Origin of the sequence: Dyella sp. C9, from assembly GCF_003332825.1 — a bacterium.
GTDB lineage: Bacteria > Pseudomonadota > Gammaproteobacteria > Xanthomonadales > Rhodanobacteraceae > Dyella.
This window is the reverse complement of sequence record NZ_QIRF01000026.1, coordinates 1-19,020: the sequence shown is the minus strand read 5'-3', so window position 1 is coordinate 19,020 and position 19,020 is coordinate 1. Positions and strand designations below refer to the sequence as shown.

The 19,020-nt window shown below is 61.3% G+C and carries 10 protein-coding genes and 1 tRNA gene; 6 read left to right on the top strand and 5 right to left on the bottom strand.

What is annotated here, in order from left to right:
• The first annotated feature begins 53 nt into the window (after positions 1–53).
• From DVU99_RS19245 to DVU99_RS19230, 4 genes are all read left to right on the top strand, one after another.
• On the top strand, positions 54–551 hold the full coding sequence (locus DVU99_RS19245) for a DUF305 domain-containing protein (RefSeq protein WP_343126340.1): 498 nt from the start codon (positions 54–56) through the stop codon (positions 549–551).
• Positions 548–1,984: a YncE family protein gene (locus DVU99_RS19240; RefSeq protein WP_114241851.1), complete on the top strand. Its 1,437-nt coding sequence runs from the start codon at positions 548–550 to the stop codon at positions 1,982–1,984. Before DVU99_RS19245 ends, DVU99_RS19240 begins: the two co-directional genes overlap by 4 nt.
• Positions 1,985–2,112: 128 nt before the next feature.
• A complete protein-coding gene (locus DVU99_RS19235) occupies positions 2,113–2,412 on the top strand; it encodes a hypothetical protein (protein ID WP_157971492.1) in 300 nt (99 codons plus the stop codon).
• A gap of 690 nt (positions 2,413–3,102) precedes the next feature.
• On the top strand, positions 3,103–3,537 hold the full coding sequence (locus DVU99_RS19230; RefSeq protein WP_157971491.1) for a hypothetical protein: 435 nt from the start codon (positions 3,103–3,105) through the stop codon (positions 3,535–3,537).
• Between the two features lie 306 nt (positions 3,538–3,843).
• Here DVU99_RS19230 and DVU99_RS19225 read toward each other — a convergent pair whose 3' ends face one another.
• The gene (locus DVU99_RS19225) at positions 3,844–4,695 is read right to left on the bottom strand and encodes a LysR family transcriptional regulator (protein WP_114241858.1); all 852 of its coding nucleotides are present in this window, start codon (positions 4,693–4,695) and stop codon (positions 3,844–3,846) included.
• 149 nt (positions 4,696–4,844) lie between these two features.
• Here DVU99_RS19225 and DVU99_RS19220 point away from each other — a divergent pair, with 149 nt between their 5' ends.
• Positions 4,845–5,846, top strand: coding sequence for a zinc-dependent alcohol dehydrogenase family protein (locus DVU99_RS19220; RefSeq protein ID WP_114241857.1), 1,002 nt, complete (start codon positions 4,845–4,847; stop codon positions 5,844–5,846).
• Positions 5,847–6,808: 962 nt separating this feature from the next.
• On the opposite strand, the gene DVU99_RS19210 is transcribed toward DVU99_RS19220, so the two are convergent.
• The 3 genes from DVU99_RS19210 to DVU99_RS20210 all read right to left on the bottom strand — a co-directional run bounded on the left by DVU99_RS19210 (position 6,809) and on the right by DVU99_RS20210 (position 18,151).
• Positions 6,809–9,958, bottom strand: a complete 3,150-nt coding sequence (locus DVU99_RS19210) for a S41 family peptidase (protein ID WP_198670394.1) — start codon at positions 9,956–9,958, stop codon at positions 6,809–6,811.
• A 425-nt stretch (positions 9,959–10,383) separates the two neighbouring features.
• Positions 10,384–17,667 (bottom strand): autotransporter-associated beta strand repeat-containing protein, encoded by a 7,284-nt coding sequence (locus tag DVU99_RS19205; protein ID WP_157971490.1) that lies wholly within the window; start codon positions 17,665–17,667, stop codon positions 10,384–10,386.
• Positions 17,668–17,998: 331 nt separating this feature from the next.
• A complete protein-coding gene (locus DVU99_RS20210; protein WP_232823668.1) occupies positions 17,999–18,151 on the bottom strand; it encodes a hypothetical protein in 153 nt (50 codons plus the stop codon).
• Positions 18,152–18,284: 133 nt separating this feature from the next.
• On the opposite strand from DVU99_RS20210, the gene DVU99_RS19200 reads away from it, so the two are divergent.
• On the top strand, positions 18,285–18,752 hold the full coding sequence (locus DVU99_RS19200) for an ester cyclase (protein WP_114241845.1): 468 nt from the start codon (positions 18,285–18,287) through the stop codon (positions 18,750–18,752).
• 132 nt (positions 18,753–18,884) lie between these two features.
• Here the strand turns inward: DVU99_RS19200 and DVU99_RS19195 are convergent.
• Positions 18,885–18,960: transfer RNA gene (locus DVU99_RS19195), tRNA-Ile, on the bottom strand.
• Between the last annotated feature and the right edge of the window lie 60 nt (positions 18,961–19,020).

Here is a 19,020-nt window from a genome sequence, read left to right as displayed (position 1 = left end):
GCTTTGAGGGGTGATTTGACGAATGGAAAGTGATCGCTGACGCGATCGGTTTGATGCCTCGAAAGCACCGTGCCACCGGTACCCGCGCGGCCCCACTCCCTTGGCGGCGATCGAAAGTAGACCAGCGAGAAATAGGAGGTCATGTGAAGATCTGGCGATCAACATTGATGCTGACCATCTTGGGCGTTGGACTCACGGGTGCCATACGAGCAGGCTCATCCGGACCGGACTCACAGATAGCCCAGTTTCGGCGTGCCTGCAGTACCGCCATGGACCACATGATGGACGCGATGGGTGAGCCAACGACGGGAGATGTGGATAAGGACTTTGTCCAGATGATGAAACCGCACCACCAGGCGGCGATAGACATGGCTCAATCCGAGTTGCGTTACGGTCACAACGAGCAGCTGAGGCGTATTGCTCAGGAAATCATCGTTGACCAGCAACAGGAGCTTTTGGCCATGGACATGGCCATTGGGAAGCGTCCCGCCGCGAATGCCGATGAACGAAGCGCATCGGTAAAATCCGCTCTGACTGAGGAATCGAAATGAAGATCGGTCCTATGGCAGTCGTGTTATTGCTTGCTGTATCGAACGCCGTGGCGCAGCAGGCTCCATGGGCTTCCAAGGATGTACCCATATCGCACGCTGACCGCGTATACGCTTCGGAACAATTCTCCAATACGGTTTCGGTAACCGACCCCGTTGATAACAAGCTGCTTGGCGTTATCCGACTTGGGGACCCACAGCCCACGAATTTTTCGCCGCTCTACAAAGGCCAGGTACTGGTTCATGGCATGGGCTTTTCACCCGACGGTTCGACGTTGGCCGTGGTGTCGATTGGCTCGAACGCCGTTTCGTTCATTGATACGAAAACCAACCGTGTGAAGCACACCACTTACGTGGGGCGATCGCCTCACGAGGCGTTCTTTACACCGGACGGCAAGAGCGTCTGGGTCACCGTTCGAGGCGAGGACTACGTATCGGTCCTGGATGCCAGCACCTACCAGGAGACGTATCGGGTAAAGACGCCGGGTGGGCCCGGCATGACCATCTTTTCGCCCGACGGAAAGTATGCCTACATCTGTTCTTCCTTTAACCCCGAAACCGTCGTCATCGATGTGGCATCCAAGGCGAAGGTCGGGCGAGTTCAGCAGCCCAGCGCCTTTTGCCCGAACATCGCAGCCAGCCCGGATGGAAAACAGGTGTGGTTCACCTTGAAGGATGTGGGCAAGACGGTCGCCTTCAACGCCCGGCCTCCGTTCAACATCCTGAAAATCATTGATACAGGACCCATCACCAACCATGTCAATTTCGCAGTGACCTCGAAAGGCCAGCTTGCCTATGTGACGGTCGGCGGAACCAATGAAGTGAAGGTCTTTCGCACCGACACCTTCTCACAGGTGGCGACTATTCCCGTGGGAAACCTGCCTCATGGTGTCTGGCCTTCTGGTGATGGGCGGCGAATTTACGTCGGCCTGGAAAACGACGACAAGCTTGCCTGCATCGATACTTCAACCCAGCGAGTCATCGGCGAGGTGGCCATTGGGCAAGCGCCGCAAGCCATCGCTTACGTTTCCCACGCACTGGATAAGTCTGAAGCTGGGACCCAAGGTCTTCAGCCACTGGGCGTAGCGGGTTCTACGGCTCAGGTTGCCCTGCGAGGAAAGGGCGGCTCTGACCACACATCGACGAGTGTCACGCTGTTCGACCAAGGATTGGTGCAGGTTCTCCAGGCGGCTGTTGCCGGCCTGCAACCTGACCACACGTACTTCCTGGCCTTTGCAGAGCATGAGGATGGAAGCGGCATGCTCGAGCCTCTATCGGCGTTCAAGACCAATCCGGCAGGAGCAGCCATTGTCAACGCCTCCGGCCCCATTCGCCAGATCGTTGCCTCGGAAGGATCGCCCCCCAGGCGCTCGCTGGTGATTGCCGAGGCGGAAGGTGACAGGCCAGGAAGCGTCGTTCAATGGCAAAGTCGTTGACGACAGACCTGTATCCGATGACTCAGTCGTTACCTGGCGTTGGAGACGGCTAACCGAAGCATCCACTTCCGCCCCAAAACAGACACAATCGTCAGGGCCTCGGGGGAGGCCCTACCAGGGGAACGGGAATGGAAACAACGACTATCGACCCGCAGCGGGAACGGCGACGCCTGCGTGCAGCACTGGAAAGCATGAATCGCAAGCGGCGCCTGGCAGTAGGCGGATTTGTTGCGGCACTGGGCCTGTTGACGATGGCCAACTACTACACCGAGTTTCCGGAAGCTGTGCGCTGGACGATGCGCCTTGCGGCACCCATCGTGTTCTTGCCGCTGGCACTTCCTTTTCTGCGTTCGCCATGCCCTCAATGCAACGGCCGCTACCATTCGATCGGGAGCCTGTGGCAAAACCCTGATCGTGCACCGCAATGATTGCTCACAGCTTGAAAACGATGTGCGGCATCTATGAGTCTCCACAAGAAAGCGACGTCCCCACACTTAGTCGTACTTGAGGGCAACGATGAGTCGTAGGTCCTACGAGGGCGATGGCCTCGTGTGGAGTTTGATACCGCGCGCTGCGTTATAAGTCGTCGCTTAGGCCGTCAGGCCCAACCGACTGAGATCACCGATCACGTTGCGGGGACGTACCTTGAGCAACGTTGTCGCTTGTACGCCATATTCAGGCGAGATGACGATTTCTTTATTTTTCTTGGTGATGAACTGATTCGTATCGACAGACGATATGAGGCGCACTGTCAGCGATCTCCGTTCCGAAGAGAATTTGTCCTCTCCTAGGATGGAAAGCCGACGTTCGTACTCGACTATGTCTCTCCATGGAAAATCCTAGCCGATCCGCGCCTATGGGCGAGGTTTCTATTCGTCGAGGAAGGGGAAGATGATTGGGATTTTGACTTCTTTATGAGCGCCAGCAATGAGATTGGCAGCTATGTCAGTCAATTGAATGGTTAGTATTTTCGTAGTACCCATGCCGCCGGTAATGTCTGTTTTCGACCCGGTGCGGATATTCGGGACACACAGGAGAAATATCGTGATGGATCGCTGGATCGTGCAATTACGAGGACACTGTCGCGACTCGACAGGTCAGCAAAGAGCCGCGCGTCAATGACGCTTTCAAAAGAAGCTGGCCAGCAAAAGTGGCCCGGACGCATTTATACATATTCGCTTGCCAGGATCTTGATGTCGGTCTTCATCGAGCTGGCGATCCTGACGCTCCCTTGGTGGTCAGTTTCAATGGGATACACCACAGGAGTTGCACGGCCGATTGTCCTTCTTTGCCTAGCAGTCGCCATTCCGATCTTCGTATTTATCGTCTATATGTCAACGTATTCCCTGACCATCAAGGCTGATCGGGTGGTCGAGAAAGGGTTTGTCAGACAAGAGGTTCTTTTCTGCGACATGGTGAGAATGGAATTGGCCAACTACAAAGGTGGCGTTTCTGCCGTTTTTTTCTTGCGCAATGGACGTCACTTCGGTGTTGATGGCTCCATCAAGGGGTTTCGAGAGGCCATTGAACGCATTGAACGATCCATTCTCTGACAAAGTGTCCGTATATGGACTCCTCCCCGTTGCAAAGCCCCTCGTGCCCTAGCGTCCGTGTCGACTGCACACGTATATCCGGCCTCTAACTACCGCACCGCTTTGCGGTGCTCGGCCATGCTGGGCTACTCACGAGCCGTTCTCTTCGTCGTGGGCCAATCAAAGCTCACATTCGGCTCACCCGGCCAGGTGCTCAGCAGCCCTGCTACCACAGATGGTCGTCCGGGGCCTCGATCACCTCATGCAGTTGCCGCCCCGCTGCTTGCCCTGACAGGGCATACGCCAGTTGCCGTCCGACCATGAAACTCAATCCGCCAGGCGAGCCACCACCAGGTCCAGCAGCGCGCGCAGTCGGGCTTGTCGTCGCATGTCCCGGTGGTAGCCGATCCAGGTTTCCCGCGTAGGCGGCTCCTCGCCCAAGTCGAGACGACGCAGGCCGTCGAGAGTGTCGCCTAGTGGGCGTGGCAGAACGGCAACACCCGCACCGCGTCGGCACATTTGCGCATGGACCGCGCGGGCGTTGCTACGAAACGCAACCTGGGCATTCGGCAGCATTCGCTGCAGCCACGCCACGTCGGGCATGTCCCCGAAAGCCATGTCCATGGTGATCAGTTTCGCCCCTGCACCATCGCCCGCACGGGGCTCGGCGTAGCCCTGGGCGACGTATGCGCCGTACGGCATGTGCAGCAGCTTGCGCGAGACAACATCCGGCTCGTCGAAGGGCCTGATGCGAAACGCCAGGTCCGCCTCGCGGCGCGAGAGGCTGAAGAAGCGCGAGTCGGTCAGCAGTTCCACCAACACAAGCGGGTGCTGCCTGGCGAAATCGGCAAGCACCGGCGTCAGCACAACCTCGGCGAACCAGTCGGATGAGGTGATGCGCAACGTTCCGTCGAGCTGGTTTTCCTGTCCGGATAGTTGCCGCTGAACAGCAAGCGCTTCGTCCTCCATGCGCTCGGCGTGACTGAGCACGGCGGCGCCCTCGTCGGTCAGCACGAATCCGCTACTGGTTCGCTGGAATAGCGTGTGCCCGATGTCACGCTCCAATGCCTGGAGTCGTCGTCCCATCGTCGGCTGGCTTTGCCCGAGCTTGCGCGCAGCGGCGCCAAGCGAGCCTTCGCGCGCAATCGCCAGGAAAACCCGCAGGTCGCTCCACTCCATCGCAGTCCCCTTTGTCAGCTGGATTTGGCCGGGCGGCACCTCGCCATAGGCCATTCAATTATGAATGAATCGAATTCATATATGCCTATTACTAAACGACATTGAATGCCCTAACGTGGCAACACTTCTTCAACCACGCGGAGTTCGTCGTGACCACCCACCCGTCGATGCAAGCCGCCGTGCTGGAAAACTACGGCGCGCCGTTTCGCCTGACCTCCATCGCACGACCCACGCCCCAGCAGGGGCAGGTGCTGGTGAAGATCATGGCCAGTGGCATCAACCCGCTGGACCTGAAGATTCGCGCAGGTGCCGCGGCCCACGCTCGCCATCCATTGCCCGCCATCCTGGGTATCGACCTGGCGGGCGTAGTCGCTGCGGTAGGGCCGGGCGTGACCGATTTCCGGGTGGGCGACGAGGTCTACGGCATGACCGGCGGCGTGGGCGGCGTACAGGGTTCGCTCGCCGAATATGCCAGCGTGGACGCCAACCTGCTTGCCCTGAAACCCAGCCACTTCAGCATGCGCGAGGCGGCTTCGCTGCCGCTCGCCTTCATCACCGCTTGGGAAGGCTTGGTTGATCGAGCCGGCGTCAACGAAAGCCACACCGTCCTGGTGCAAGGCGGCGCGGGAGGCGTCGGCAGCATCGCCATCCAGATCGCCCGCGCCTTCGGTGCAAAGGTATACGCGACCGGCGCCGCGGTGCGCACGGAGACTATTCGTCAACTGGGTGCGATACCGATCGACCACGAGCGGATGACGGTCGAGGACTACGTTGTCGAACACACCGCAGGGCGCGGCTTCAACGTGGTATTCGACACCGCCGGTGGCGCCAGCCTGGATGCCTCGTTCAATGCGGTGGCGCGCTTTGGCCACGTGGTCAGCGCCCTGGGCTGGGGAACGCATGCGTTGGCGCCACTGTCGTTCCGTGCCGCTACCTACTCCGGTGTATTCACCCTGCTACCCCTGTTGACCGGCGAGGGCCGGGCGCACCACGGCGAGATCATGCGCGAAGCGACGCGACTGGCCGAAGCGGGAAAGATCAAGCCGCTGCTGGATCCCCGCGAGTTCACGCTGGATACCGTCGGAGAGGCCTACACGCTCATCGAGCAGCGACAAACGCAGGGGAAGGTCGTGGTTCGCATCAATGGTTGAAACAACCGCGACCCACCATTTCAAAGCTGGGCACGTCGGGTTATACGCGGACCTTCGTTAAACAACCTTTCTCAAGGAAGGGCCGTCTATTCACTGAAGCCATACGCCTGGAGCCCCCAGGGACGCTTTCGACCATCCAGTTCCCCCCTGTGCGTCGGATACACCCCACCAACCACACGGCAATAGGCAGCGAGCTCAGCTCCAATAGCCATCCCCATGCCGTCAAGCCGGCATGGGGATTAGGGAATGACACATTGGCAAGGCTCCTATTGAGCCAGACGAAGGACGGAATCACGGCCGCGATCAGGTAAAGCCGGACTCTCTCCGGGCGGAGCCGCGTAAGCACCCATGCGGCCGGCATGTTGATCAATACGTTTGTGAGCGGGTCAAGGGGATAGAGCACGGAGTAAATGCCCTTTGTCCTCAACCCAAAGTCAAACAACCAACGCACCACCGGGCTGTACACCCCAATGGAATCCCAGCAATGGAGTGCCAGATAGGTTTGCGCCAAGCCCCCGGCCAGTGCACCAACCATCGATACCAAGAGTGCGCGATCCTGCATCCGCCATTGCTCCCTGAGTCGAGAGAATCCGTCTTTCTGCGCGCGTTTCGCTGGGTCCGGTGAAGAAATTTCTGCTTCGGGTTGCGTATCCGGCTGGTCGTTGCAACACACTAAGGACTGCGTGAGAAGCAGGACTGTTGCAACAACCGCCTGACTCCGCAGTCGAAAGCGGACACCCCGAAAGCATCCTTTAAACATCCATCGCGCCGTTCCAATGGCCCCTTAAAGGCTTTCTGGATTCATATGTTTAACCGCGTGGCCCGAGGCATCCAGGAACTCCAGGCTTGATGTGCAGGCCGCCGTTACCTTCAGGGGCATATGCGCGACCTTGCGTTCCGTCAGCCAGTGGCGCAGGGAGCCTCGCGCGCCAACTCGCTCCATCGGTCACGCAAGGGCAGGCTCAACCCACGTCCAGTACGTGGATCGCCGCATCGAGCTGAGGATCTACGCCGCGCCAGATATCCACTGGCGTATAGATTACCTCGATGTCTGGCACAGCACCTTTGTTCTCCAGAATAAAGGCACCGTCTGCGTCGAACAGACTGTCCTTCGGCACCGTGATGGCGCTGCCATCCAGCAGGGGTATCTTGCCCTGGATGCCGCGCACGCCACCCCATGTGCGCTCGCCAACGACCTTGCCGAGCCCGTATTTGCGGAAGTAATAGGGAAACTGATCGCCATCTGATGCGGAGAATGGGTCGGTGATGACCACCAGCTTCATTGGCACGCCCCCAGCAGGAAGGTCCGTGCGCGCGCCCGCGCGATTGACAAAGCCACCGGCGCGCCGACGTGACAAAAGATCAAGCACCCATTGGCTGGTGGAGCCCCCGCCGTTGGCGCGAAGGTCAATCACCATGCCTTCCCGCCCCGCCTGGTCATTCCACTGACGGATCAGGTCGGCGGCTCCATTGGCGTTGAAGTCACGCAGGAAGATGTAGCCATAGCGTCCGCCTGAAACGTTGGCGACGTGGGCGGCGTTGCGCTGGATCCAGTCGGTTCGACGGATATCGGTTTCGTTGAAGACGGGTTGGACGACCACGTGGCGCACGGGCCCTGATGGACTGGCCGAGACATCCAGTGTTACCGGCTTCTCCTCGTTCGGTAGCAGCTCGTAGGGATCGGCGGGAGCCGACAACGACTTTCCATTGATCGCAAGCAGGTAGTCGCCGTCGTTCACTTCGATGCCTGGCGCCCCCAAGGGGGCCCGTAGCTCGGGCCTTGAAGCGTCGCCCCGATAGATATGCGCGAGCTGGTATCGCCCGGATGAGATGTCCAGCGCATAGTCCACGCCCAGTAGCGCGACCGGGTGGTCGTGGCGACCATCGTTGTCTCCCCCGCTCGAGATAAACATGTGGCTGGTCGCAAGTTCGCCTTGCAGCTCGCCCAGGACATAGGTCAGGTCTTCGGGCGACGCTGTGCGACGCGCAAGCGGAAGGTAGCGCTCAAGCATGGCGGGCCAGTCCACGTTGTTCATGTGGCGATCCCAGAACAGGCCGCGATCGTAAAGCCATGCCTGGCGGACAACCTCGGCGGCCTCCACGCCTGTCGGAACGGTCAGTGGCTCTGCTTTTCCGAGGTCAAACTTGCGGGCGTCCTGTCCGCTGTCGCTCGCCACCCACAGGGCGGCGTTTTTTACCCCTGCCACACCCTGGCCCGTTGACGAGCCTTCTGGCGAACTGACGTCTTCAGCGACCACCTGACTGGTACCGTCGCGAAGCCCTATCGACAGAAGCTGATCCTTCATGCCACCAAGCTGACCCGCCAACGTGGACACCGGCTCGCTATGAACGAACAGATGCGTGGAGCTCGCCGTTACGTGGGTCAACGCGCCCGCGTTGGATAGCGAAACCGGGACAGCACGCGCGAAAATGCGCGTCCAATCGATCGTCGAAGACGGCTGCGGGCGTTGGTGCGGAAAGGCGTCGTCATCCTCTCTCATGGACGCGACGTAGAGCCCGGTGGATGCAAGGCCGGCGATATTGAGCTCATCACGATCCGACGGTGCCATCTGTTCCCGGCGCTCGGAAAGGAAGAACAGGTCGCGTCCATCGGGCGAGAATACCGGGTCGTGGTCGCTGTCATGCGAAGGTCCGAGCTGGCGGTCTTCGCCCGTCGTGACGTTCACGACATGCACGGCCCGGTCGGGATAGCGCCGTACCCGGCTGTACGCCACGAAGGTGCCGTCGGGCGAGAACGTGGCATCGCGAATCTCACTGAACGGGTCGTAGGCCAGCAAACGGGTTGCGCCACTGCGACGACTGACGTACCAAAGGTTGTGGTCACCATCCGCGACCACCCACCCTTTACCGTCAGGCGACCACACTGGTCGATACAGCACGCCACCCTTGAACCGCGACTGCGCTTGCGGTTTGCCACCGCCGGCCGGCATGACGGCGACCTGATCCTCGCCAGTCGCGTCGCTGACAAAGGCAATCTCCCGACCATCCGGGCTGACGGAAGGATAGGACTCCGAGACACCCGGCGTGCGCGTCAGATTTTCTGCATGGCCAGTAGCATCGACACGGTAGATATCGCCGCGGGCAACAAACCACGCCTGATGTGTCCTGGCATCGAATCCGAATTCGGATTGGCCGCGAACATCGGTGAGGTGACTTGCATCCCTGACATCGACGGTCGTTGTCGACGGCGTTTCAGGTAGGCGGAGGTCGATCCGTCGGGGCGCGCCGTCCGGCGTGTCGATGGTGTAGATCTCGCCATTTACCTGGTAGGCAATGCCCCCCGGGCCGACGGACGGCGCATCGATATCGATGTCGCGGTAATGGGTCATTTGTATCCATGGGTTGGCGGCCGTTCCCCTCTTCCACAGATTCAGGCGGTGCTCCGGCCCGCGATCACTGAGGAAGAAGAGCTGCCCCCGAAACCACATGGGAAAGGTGTCGGCACCCTCCCAAGTGGTAACACGCGCATAGGCGTGGCTGGCTAGGTTATAGCTGACCAACTCGGATGCCTGACCGCCCACATAGTGCTTCCAACGGTCGCCCGCGAAATTGCGAAAGCTCGTGTCATACGTGATCGTGCCGCCATCGGGTGCCATGCTGGAGGTGCCCGAGTGACCAAGGCCGAGTGGTCGGGCAAGGCCGCCAGTCGCGGCAACGCGATACGTGTCGTACTCGCCACGCAAATGTGCCTCCCTCTGCGAAACGAACAGGATGTCGCCATGGGTCGTCCATCCGGTCACCGCGTTGTCGTAGGGTGAATAGGACGGCCCATGTGTCAGCCGGCGGGGCTCGCCCCCTTGGATCGGCACCACATACACGTCGCTCAACCCTCCATGACGCCAAGTGAATGCAACCGAGTTGCCGTCCTGGGAGATGTGCGGAAACAGGACTTGGCCCTGTCCCTTCACCAGCTCGGTGGCCTCCCCACCCGATCGCGGCGCGCGCCAGAGTTCGCCGCGTGCAACGAAAACCACATAGTCCTGGGAGACAACCGGAAAACGATTCAATGGGCCGGGTGTGGACGCGGCGACGGCAACAGCAACAGGAAGCCCCCACGCAAATAGGCAGAGGCTTCGGATGAGTGACGACATGTGATGTCCATGTAGCGGCAAATCACGCCGCAAGGGAGGTGGAGGAGTTGTCATGCGTGGTAACGAATAGGCCGTAATGGGCGCCGCCCCGAAGGCCCAGTCCCTATACACGGCATCGATCAACGCAATGCCCGCGCCTCGAAGTATGACCATCGGCCGCCAAAAGCAAGGCCGCCTTACGGCGGCCTCGAAGGATAGAAGACGACCCACAACCTCTGCCAGGCCCGCATCACCTACCTGCTTCAGATGCGGCTTTGACACGAACTAATGGTGGATTCCCGACCCAGACGCACGCAGGGGGCTGTCTGGAACGCAACGGCCATCGACAATCCGCACGATCGGTGCGTGCTCCCCACTTGTCACCGAACGCAGCGCGCGCCCATCGCGATACCGCCCCCGGAGTTCGGGGGCGGCATCGCGTCGGTTCAGAACGTCCAGGTCAGACTCATCCGCGCCGCCTGGTCTGTTGCGTGGCTGGCAAACTGTCCGCTGTAGGTGGCATCCACGGTCACATCGCGCGCGACGCGGAAGCTGATGCCCCCGTTGAACGCCGCGGCATTTCGAGCCAGTGGCGCGCCGGAGACGGTGAACGACGGGCCACCCGCGAAGCGCATGGCAGTTTGCGGCGTCACCGCGCCCCAGGCGCGCTGCCAGCCCAGGCTGAAGTTGGCGCGTAGGCCGCCGTCGTCGCTGAGGCTGAAGCTGCTGCGTGCCCCCAGCGTTCCGACCGTTACCGAGCTGTTGTCTCCGGAAATATCCAACGCTGCCGGTGTTCCGCTCTCCCTGATTGTGTCGGTGCGCAGATGGTCGTAGGCCACCGTCACGAACGGCGAAACTGTCGAGCGGCCCACCGCGACGTCGTAGCTGCCATCCAGGTAGGCCTGGGCGGTATTCGCGTCGTAGCGACTGCCCGCAACTCCCCCCAAGGTGCCGAAGGCAAGCGTGCGATTGGCGCTCACGCGCTGCCAGCCGTAGACGGCTCCGCCCTGAAGATGGAATGCATCAAGGCGAACGTCGCCGTACAAGCCGGCATAGTTGTCGACGTGATGCGCCGACGCATTCGGCGCATCGGTACGCACCGAGCCCTCGCCGGTGCCCACCAGGGCACCGATGCGCCCGGCGGCGCCGACGGCGAGATCGCCGCCCAGCACCAGTCCGCTGCCATTGCCTGACATGTCCGTGGCATTGCCGTTGCCATCGCGATCGCCCCAGTGGCCCCATGCGGACGTCCACGCCGAAACGCCGGCGCCATTGCTGGCGTCGTTGCCCGTTGTCGTGCCAGACAGGCCGGAGAGATGCGCAACGATGGCATCGCGCACGTAGCGATCGTTGTCCAGAATCGCGGTGTGCGTGCTGGCATGGATGTCGCCAGCCAGTTGCTGGAACGCCGAGACGGCGGTCGGCCCATCGAGCAGCAACACCGCGTTGTAGAGCGCATTGCCGGAGCCAAGCGCCTCCACCGCCGCCGATGCATTGCGTGCATTGGGGGTGGTGGCTACGGATGGGAAGGCCACTTCGTTGCGCTCCAAGGCCAACGTCACCGTAGTTGGTCCGTAGGCAAGCGTGGGATCGACGAAGGCAAAGTTGGACGACACCGAGCCGAATGTCCCGACCACGCCACCCGTGGCGGTAATCAGGCTGTAGTCGGTACTGGCCTTCCAGTCGGCGGCCGGCAGTACCAGCAGCGCACTGCCGGCCAGGTTCGCCTTGCCGTTGACCACCAGCTGACTGCCTGTGCCGTCCGATGCCGTGTCTACGACGAAGGTGCCGGCGGATGACTGGCTGAAATCACCGTTGATGGTCAGCGTTCCGATGGATCCACCCGGGCGCAGCGGGCCGTCGTTCGTCACGTTGCCATTGATCGTGCCATGGCCGCGCAGCGTTCCTCCGGACTGCACGCTGACGTTGCCGCCCAGCGTCGCGGTTGGCGTGGATGCATCGCCCACCTCCAATGTGCCTTGCGTCACCGTGGTGGTGCCAGCGAAGCTGTTCTGGCCGTCGAGCACGAGCATGCCTTGCCCGGTCTTGGTCAGCACACCCGAGCCGCTGATGCTTCCCGCATAGATGCCATCGGTACTCTGGTCGAATACCAGTGCGGCATTGTTCGTGATGGTGCCCTGCAGGCTCGCCGTGTTTCCGATCAAGGTACCCGCAAGGACGGACGTACCGCCGCTGTACGTATTCGCCCCCCCGAGCGTCAGGCTGCCGCTGCCATTCTGCACAACGGCGCCCGTGCCACTGACCGCTCCATTGAAGGTGATGCTGTCGGCACGGTTGAAAGCCAGCGTGCCGGCGTTGATCACATCGCCCGTGATCGTGCCCGAGGTGCCGCCGTCTCCCACTTGCAGCGTGCCGGCATGAATGGCCGTACCGCCCTGATAGGCGTTGGCTCCCGTAAGCACCAGCGCTCCGTTGCCATCCTTCACCACTTGGCCGGTGCCGGTGATGATGCCGGCAAACGTTCCGTCGACGGATTGATTGAAGCTCAGCACCGCATCGTTGAGCACATTGCCCTGGATAGACACGCTGTTGCCCACGAGCGTGCCGGCGCTCACGGTGGTGCCACCCGTATAGGTGTTGGCGCCAGTCAGCGTCAGCGTGGCTGCACCATCCTTCACCAGTCCACCTCCACCCGCAATAGCCCCGCCGAACGTCACTGCGTTGCTGCCGAGAATGTCGATGGTGCTCCCCGCCGCGAGGTTCACGTTGTTGGTCGTGGTAATTGCCCGACTCACGTCGAGCGTTATTGCCCCGTCGACAGTCAGCGCACCGCTGCCAAGTGCCGCATCGTTGCCCAGCACCAGGCCGCCCGATGCGAGCGTCAGGCCACCGCCGAACGTGTTGATGCCACCAAGCTCGAGCACGCCCGAGCCGCTCTTCACCAGGCTGCCCGCACCGCTGATGGTGCCGTCAAAGCTGATGTAGCCCGAACTGCTCAGCGTCAGTGCATGGCCGCCAAGCACCACGTTTCCACTGGCTCCCGCGAGTGAGCCGATGGTCTGGTTGCCGGCGTTGGAAAGATCCAGCGTACCGTTGCCGCCGAACGTCACCGCGCTGTTGGTGGCAAGGCTGCCGCCTGCGGCAATGGCTAAAGTACCCGCGTTGATGGTGGTGCTTCCGGCATAAGTGTTCGCGCTGCTCAACGTGAGCGTCGATGCGCCGTTCTTGATCAGCGAGCCTGCGCCGGAGATGACGCCGGTAAGCGTCAGATCATTCGAGCCGAGCACGCTCAGCGTTGAGCCGTTGCCGAGCGCGATGCCGTTGGCGATGCTGGACGACGCCGATGCATCGAGCGTCACCGTGCCGCTGGTCGACAGGACGCCGACGCCAAGGCCGTTGTCGTTGCCAAGCAACAGGCCGCCCCCATTGAGCGTCACGCCACCGGCAAATGTATTGGCGCCGCCCAGCTCCTGCACGCCGGCACCATTTTTTACCAGACCGCCGGCGCCACTGATGACGCCGTCGAAAGCCGTGTTGCCCATGCCGTTCAACGTCAACGTGGCGTTGCCAAGCGACACATTGCCCGTGACGCCGGACAATGAACCGATAAGCTGATTGCCGCTGGAAAGTTGCAGCGTAGCCTGATTGTTCAGCGTTACTGCACCGGTGGCCGCGAGGCTGCCGCCCGGCGCGATGGAAAGGGTGCCGCCATTGATGGTGGTGCCGCCGGTATAGGTGTTCGCCCCGCCAAGCACGAGGGTCGCCGCGCCATTCTTGGTCAGCGAGCCCGTGCCGGAAATCACGCCGGAGAGCGTGATGTCGTTGGAGCCCAGTACGTTCAAGCCGGCCCCGCCGTTGAGCGCGATGTTGTTGGCAATGCCCAAGGATGTAATGGCGTCCAGCGTAGAGGCACCATTGACGGACAACGCACCGGTGCCCAACGCCTGGCCACTTCCGAGGACAAGGCCACCGGCATCGAGTGCCACGCCACCAGTAAAGGTATTTGCACCATCCAGCATCTGCACGCCCGAGCCGCTTTTGACCAGGCCGCCGGTGCCGGTGATGGTGCCGTCGTAGCGCGCGTTGCCGACGCCTCCCAGCGTCAACGTATCGGCACCTAGCGACACAGTGCTTCCTGCCACGCCATTCAATGCACCAATGGTCTGGTTGCCGGCTGCTGAAATATCGAAGCCTGTACCCGGTGCGCCGAGATTGACGGCCCCGGCCGAAGAGAGGCTTCCGCCGGCGCCGATCGCCAGCGTGCCTGCATTGATGGTGGTGCCGCCGCTGAACGTGCTGTTGCCGGTGAGGGTTTCCGTGCCCGTGCCCTGCTTGATCAATCCGCCGGTGCCGGCGATCGAGCCGCTGAAGACGCCGTCGGTGGGCCCACCGATGGTGATGTCGTTAGCACCGGTATTGACCGTGCCGCCGCCGATCAGTGTGCCGACCGTCTGCATGCCATTGCCTGCGGAAAGATCCAGCGTTGCGCCGGTCGCCACGTTGACGGTACCTGCTGCATAGAGACCCGCGCCCGCGCCGAGAGCCAGCGTTCCCGCGTTGATGAAGGTGCCACCGGTGTAGGTGTTGACGCCATCCAACGTTTGCACACCCGTGCCATTCTTTATGAGGGCACCGGTGCCGCTGATCGTGCCGCCGAAAGTCGTATTCCCGACGCCGCCCAGCGTGAGCGTGTTACCACCGAGATTGACTGTGCCGGTGGTACCGGCGAGCGAGCCCACCGTCTGATTGCCGCCAGCGGAAATATCGAGGGTGCCCGTGCCAGCTAACGTCACCGCGCCGGTGGCCGCCAAACTGCCTCCTGCGCCGATGGCCAGCGTACCGGACAGGATGCTGGTGCCCCCGGTAAAGGTATTGGCACCGGTCAACGTGAGTGTCGAGCTGCTGTTCAGGGTGAGGCTGCCTGCGCCGGAAACGCTGCCACCCAGCGTCAGCGCATTGCCTCCCTGCACCGTGAGCCCGGCGCCCGTGCCGAGCACCACGCTGTTATCCAACGTGATGTTATTTGCGCTGCCGCCCAACGTGACGGCGCCATTGACGTTCAGCGTGCCGGTACCGAGCGCGCTGTTGTTCCCCACCAGCAGACCACCGGCGTTGAGGACGACGTCGCCCGCAAAAGTACTCGCGCCATTGAAGGTCTGCGTGCCCGAACCATTCTTGATCAGGCCACCGGTGCCGGTAATCGCGCCACTGAAGGTGTAATCGCCCACGCCACCCAGAGTGAGTGTGTTGGCACCCAGAGCAACCGTCGTGCCAGAAGCACCACTCAGCGAGGCAATGGCCTGGCTGCTCGCTGCTGAGATGTCGAATGCGGCACCGCCATTGGCGATATTGACCCCCGAAGTGACACTACCGCCGGCACCGAGCGCCACCGTGCCCGCGTTGATCGTGAGTCCGCCGGTGAACGTATTGGCGCCCGCCAAGTTCTCGGTGCCCGTCCCCTGCTTGACCAGACCACCGGTGCCACCGATAACACCACCATAGCTGGCGTTGAGCGAACTGCCGAAGGTGAGCGTGTTGGCCCCCAGCGCGATACTGGTACCCGCCGCACCGGACAAGCTGCCGATGCTCTGGTCGACCCCGACAACAACTTTGCCGCCGGTGACCGAAAGGTCACCCGCAAAGGTATTCGCGCCATCCAGCGTCAGCGTGGAGGCACCTGCCTTGGTCAGGGCACCCGTACCGGACAGCGTACCTGTCAGTATCAGATCCTGCGTGCCCATCAGGTACAACGCACTGCCCCCGGCGAGCACAATGCTGTTGGCCAGGTTCAGCGATCCGCCCGAGCTGTCCAGCGCGACCGAGCCGCCGACATTCAAGGCTCCGCCGCCGAGCGCTGCGTTGTCGCCGAGCAGCAGGTTGCCGCCGTTCAAGCTGACGCCACCGCTGAAGGTGTTGCTGCCGTTCAAGGTCAGCGTCGATGCCCCGCTTTTCACCAGGCTGCCGAGGCCGCTGATCTGTCCGTTGAGGGTCAGGTCGTTGCTGCCGGCGAGGGTCAGTGCGCCATTGAGGTTGAGGTTGTTGCTCAGCGCCTGGACGGTCTGCGTATCCAGGCTGGTGCCGGCCGCAGCGATGATCAAGCCGCTGCCGATGGCCGAGGCGTTGCCGAGAATCACCTTGCCGGCCGACAGGTTGAAACCGCCGGTGAAGCTGTTGTTGCCGGTCAGGATCAGATCGGCGCTACCGGTCTTGCTCAGTGCGCCGTTACCGCTCAGTGTGCCGCTCAGGGTCAGCGGGGAAGAGCTGCTGATGTTCGCCACACCAAGCCCTGCATTGAGCTGCATGTTGTTGCTGACCGTCATGGTCGAATTGTTTTGCAGGGTGGACGCGCCCGTGACGGTGAGTGAACCACTGCCCAGCCCTGCGGCGTTGCCCAGCTGCATAGTGCCGCCAGCCAGGGTGGTGCCGCCGAAGTAGGTGTTGGCGGCGCCGAGAACCAGCGTACCGATGCCGCTTTTGGTCAGCGCCCCCATGCCGTTGATGGCTGAACTCAGGGTCAGGGTGTTGCCGCCGGTCACGGTCAACCCGCTTGCGCTGATGTTGATAACGTTGGACAACGCAAGCGCCGACGCCCCCGCCTGCAACGTCCCGCCGTTGCTGGTGATTTGCCCGGTGCCCATGCCTAAGGCGTTGTCGAAGGACAGGATGCCGCCGTTCAGCATCGTGGTGGTGGTGCCGGTCAGTACCGGGCCAGACAGCGTCCAGGCACCGCTGTTGACCGTCAGGTTGCTGAAGTTTTGGTAATTGGCGCTGGAAATGGTGCCGGTGCCGGTGGTGCCTGAGCCAGTGCCAGCTGCACTGTTTTGCAGGACCAGGTTGTTGAGCGTGCCGCTGCCGCCATCGACAGTGCCTGTGGCGGCGAACTGGAGCAGCGGATAGAGCGTGACTGACAGTGCGGGACCAACGCCATCGGCCTGCGATACCAGCGACCCAGTCACGGCGGTAAAGGTGTTGGCTGCACCGCCGGTCCCCATGTTCAGGCTACCGGTCAGAATGCCGGCGTTGATGAACTGGTTGCCCTGCGCCGAGCCCTGGAATGCGATACGACCGGTAATGTTGCCGGTGGCGGTGTTGGTGAAGGTGGTCGGGCTACCACCACGTACGGAAATCACCGGAATATCGGCTTGCGCGATTGAGATGCCGAGGATCGCCGTTGAACCAATGGTTCCGCTGTTGGTGATGGTATTTTGCCCGTTGGCGCCGTTCTGAACGTCCAGGGCAAGGCCAGTCAGGTTCGCCAGGGGCAGGCCCAGGGCAAGGGTCGATGTTCCCTTGAGTATCCCTGTGTTGTTGACGGTCACGAAGCTATTGTTGGTGCCGCCGATCCTCGCCCCCGACGTCAACAAGGACAAGCCAGCCACCAATGATGGATCGACCGTGCCGTTGTTGTTGAAGGTCATGTTGTTACCCAGCAGGTTCACCACATAACCCGGGTTGACCACCGCCGGTTGAATCAAGGCGCCACCCGCAACGGTGACGATCATGTTGTTGGCTGTCGAATCGATGCCGAACACCGAGCCGGCACAGGTCACATTGGCTCCGGCGCCAAATGTCGGAGTACAGGCAGCCAACGCGCTGGGCACCGCTCCTGCCAGCCCCCATATCGCAGCCAGGGCTGCGGCCATATGGTGCAGGCGCAATGAACCATGTCCCTTGGATGCGCGGCTTGTGGAGTTTATAGGCGCAGTTTCTTGTGCTGCGGCCAAGGCTCCCAACAACTGATTCTCTTTGAATCGGTAGGCTTTTTTCACGGTTACCCCTTTGATTGACGCAGGGCAACCCGTTATTGACCGCCCCCCTGTTAGCGTATTTTTTTGCTTGAGACTGTAAACGGGGGCGCAATTTCTTACAATCACGAAAATCAGTTGACGCCATGCCCGGATCTTCGAAGGGCGCAACCCGATGAGCCTGAGTGTTGAAGAACGGGGAGACCTCAAGGCCTCTCTCGAGGCGCTCTAAGGAACCGCGGCATTTCCCGGCGTCCGAAGCAGGATCGGCGGGGAGTCTTCGACGGACCAAGAAGACAAGAGAGGGCATCTCAACAGTCGGACGTGGTGTCCTTCCCACATACACAAGCGGCACCTAGCCCGAACGCCCCACGTCGTAGTCCTCGATCGCGCGCAAGAAGCGTTCGATGCCGATGTTCCTCCTGGAAAAGCATTCCGCAATCTCGATGCCGATCGTCTTCAGGCGAGCGCGCTTGACGACCTGCATCTCCCGCAGATTGGTTGTCAATCGAACGCAAATGTACGGAATGATTCGAAAGCAAGAATCGGAGTTTGGCTTCTAGATCCAATCTTTAACCTTCTCCCTCAGGTCCTCGATCGAACTCGAAGATCACCCAAAGCCAACCTGAGGAGTCACTGCGATGAACAAAGAACAGAACAACAAGGCTGTTGTCGTCCGTTGGTTCACCGAGTTTTGGGGCAAGGATGTCAATCTGGCGGTCATCGACGATATTGCTGCGCCGGACATGCTGCTGAAGTATTCGTTGCACGAACCGCGTCGCGGCAGGGCGGACATCAGGGCCTTTATGACGGATTTTCGTGCCGCATTCCCCGACCTGAACTTCTGGGGTACAGCCGACCTGATCGCTGAGGGCGATTACGTCGTCGGTCAGTGGGAAGGCGGTGGCACGCACACGGGGCCGGCCTTCAGCGACTTCCTTGTCGGTAGCCTGCCGGCCGCTACGGGTCGCAAGATGCGCTTCACAGGCACCACGGTGCTGAAGGTGATCGACGGCAAGATCGTCGAGGAGATCGGCCTTGATGATGGCGTGTCGGCTCTCACGCAGCTCGGTCTGATCAAGACCACGGCACAGAACGGCGACGCATAATCCCCTCGGGCCACCCCAGCGAAGCCGATCGCATTACGAAAAAAGGGGGCAGAGTCATTTTCCGCTCTTGAAGCGAAAAGTGAGAAATGGTGGCGGTTAGTACGGCCACGTTTTCATGGCCAGGAGCAAAAATGGTGGGCCCACCAGGATTCGAACCTGGAACCAAGGGATTATGAGTCCCCTGCTCTAACCGTTGAGCTATAGGCCCTGTCTCGTATAGACATCTGACTGTGCAGGCCATCGTCCGGCTGTTCAGCTCGGGGGTCGG

What these genes read in the sequence shown, in the direction of transcription:
- DVU99_RS19245 (WP_343126340.1), top strand. Translation starts at nt 54, where the DNA reads ATGCCTCGAAAGCACCGTGCCACCGGTACCCGCGCGGCCCCACTCCCT.
- DVU99_RS19240 (WP_114241851.1), top strand. Translation starts at nt 548, where the DNA reads ATGAAGATCGGTCCTATGGCAGTCGTGTTATTGCTTGCTGTATCGAAC.
- DVU99_RS19235 (WP_157971492.1), top strand. Translation starts at nt 2,113, where the DNA reads ATGGAAACAACGACTATCGACCCGCAGCGGGAACGGCGACGCCTGCGT.
- DVU99_RS19230 (WP_157971491.1), top strand. Translation starts at nt 3,103, where the DNA reads ATGACGCTTTCAAAAGAAGCTGGCCAGCAAAAGTGGCCCGGACGCATT.
- DVU99_RS19225 (WP_114241858.1), bottom strand. Translation starts at nt 4,695, where the DNA reads ATGGAGTGGAGCGACCTGCGGGTTTTCCTGGCGATTGCGCGCGAAGGC.
- DVU99_RS19210 (WP_198670394.1), bottom strand. Translation starts at nt 9,958, where the DNA reads ATGTCGTCACTCATCCGAAGCCTCTGCCTATTTGCGTGGGGGCTTCCT.
- DVU99_RS19200 (WP_114241845.1), top strand. Translation starts at nt 18,285, where the DNA reads ATGAACAAAGAACAGAACAACAAGGCTGTTGTCGTCCGTTGGTTCACC.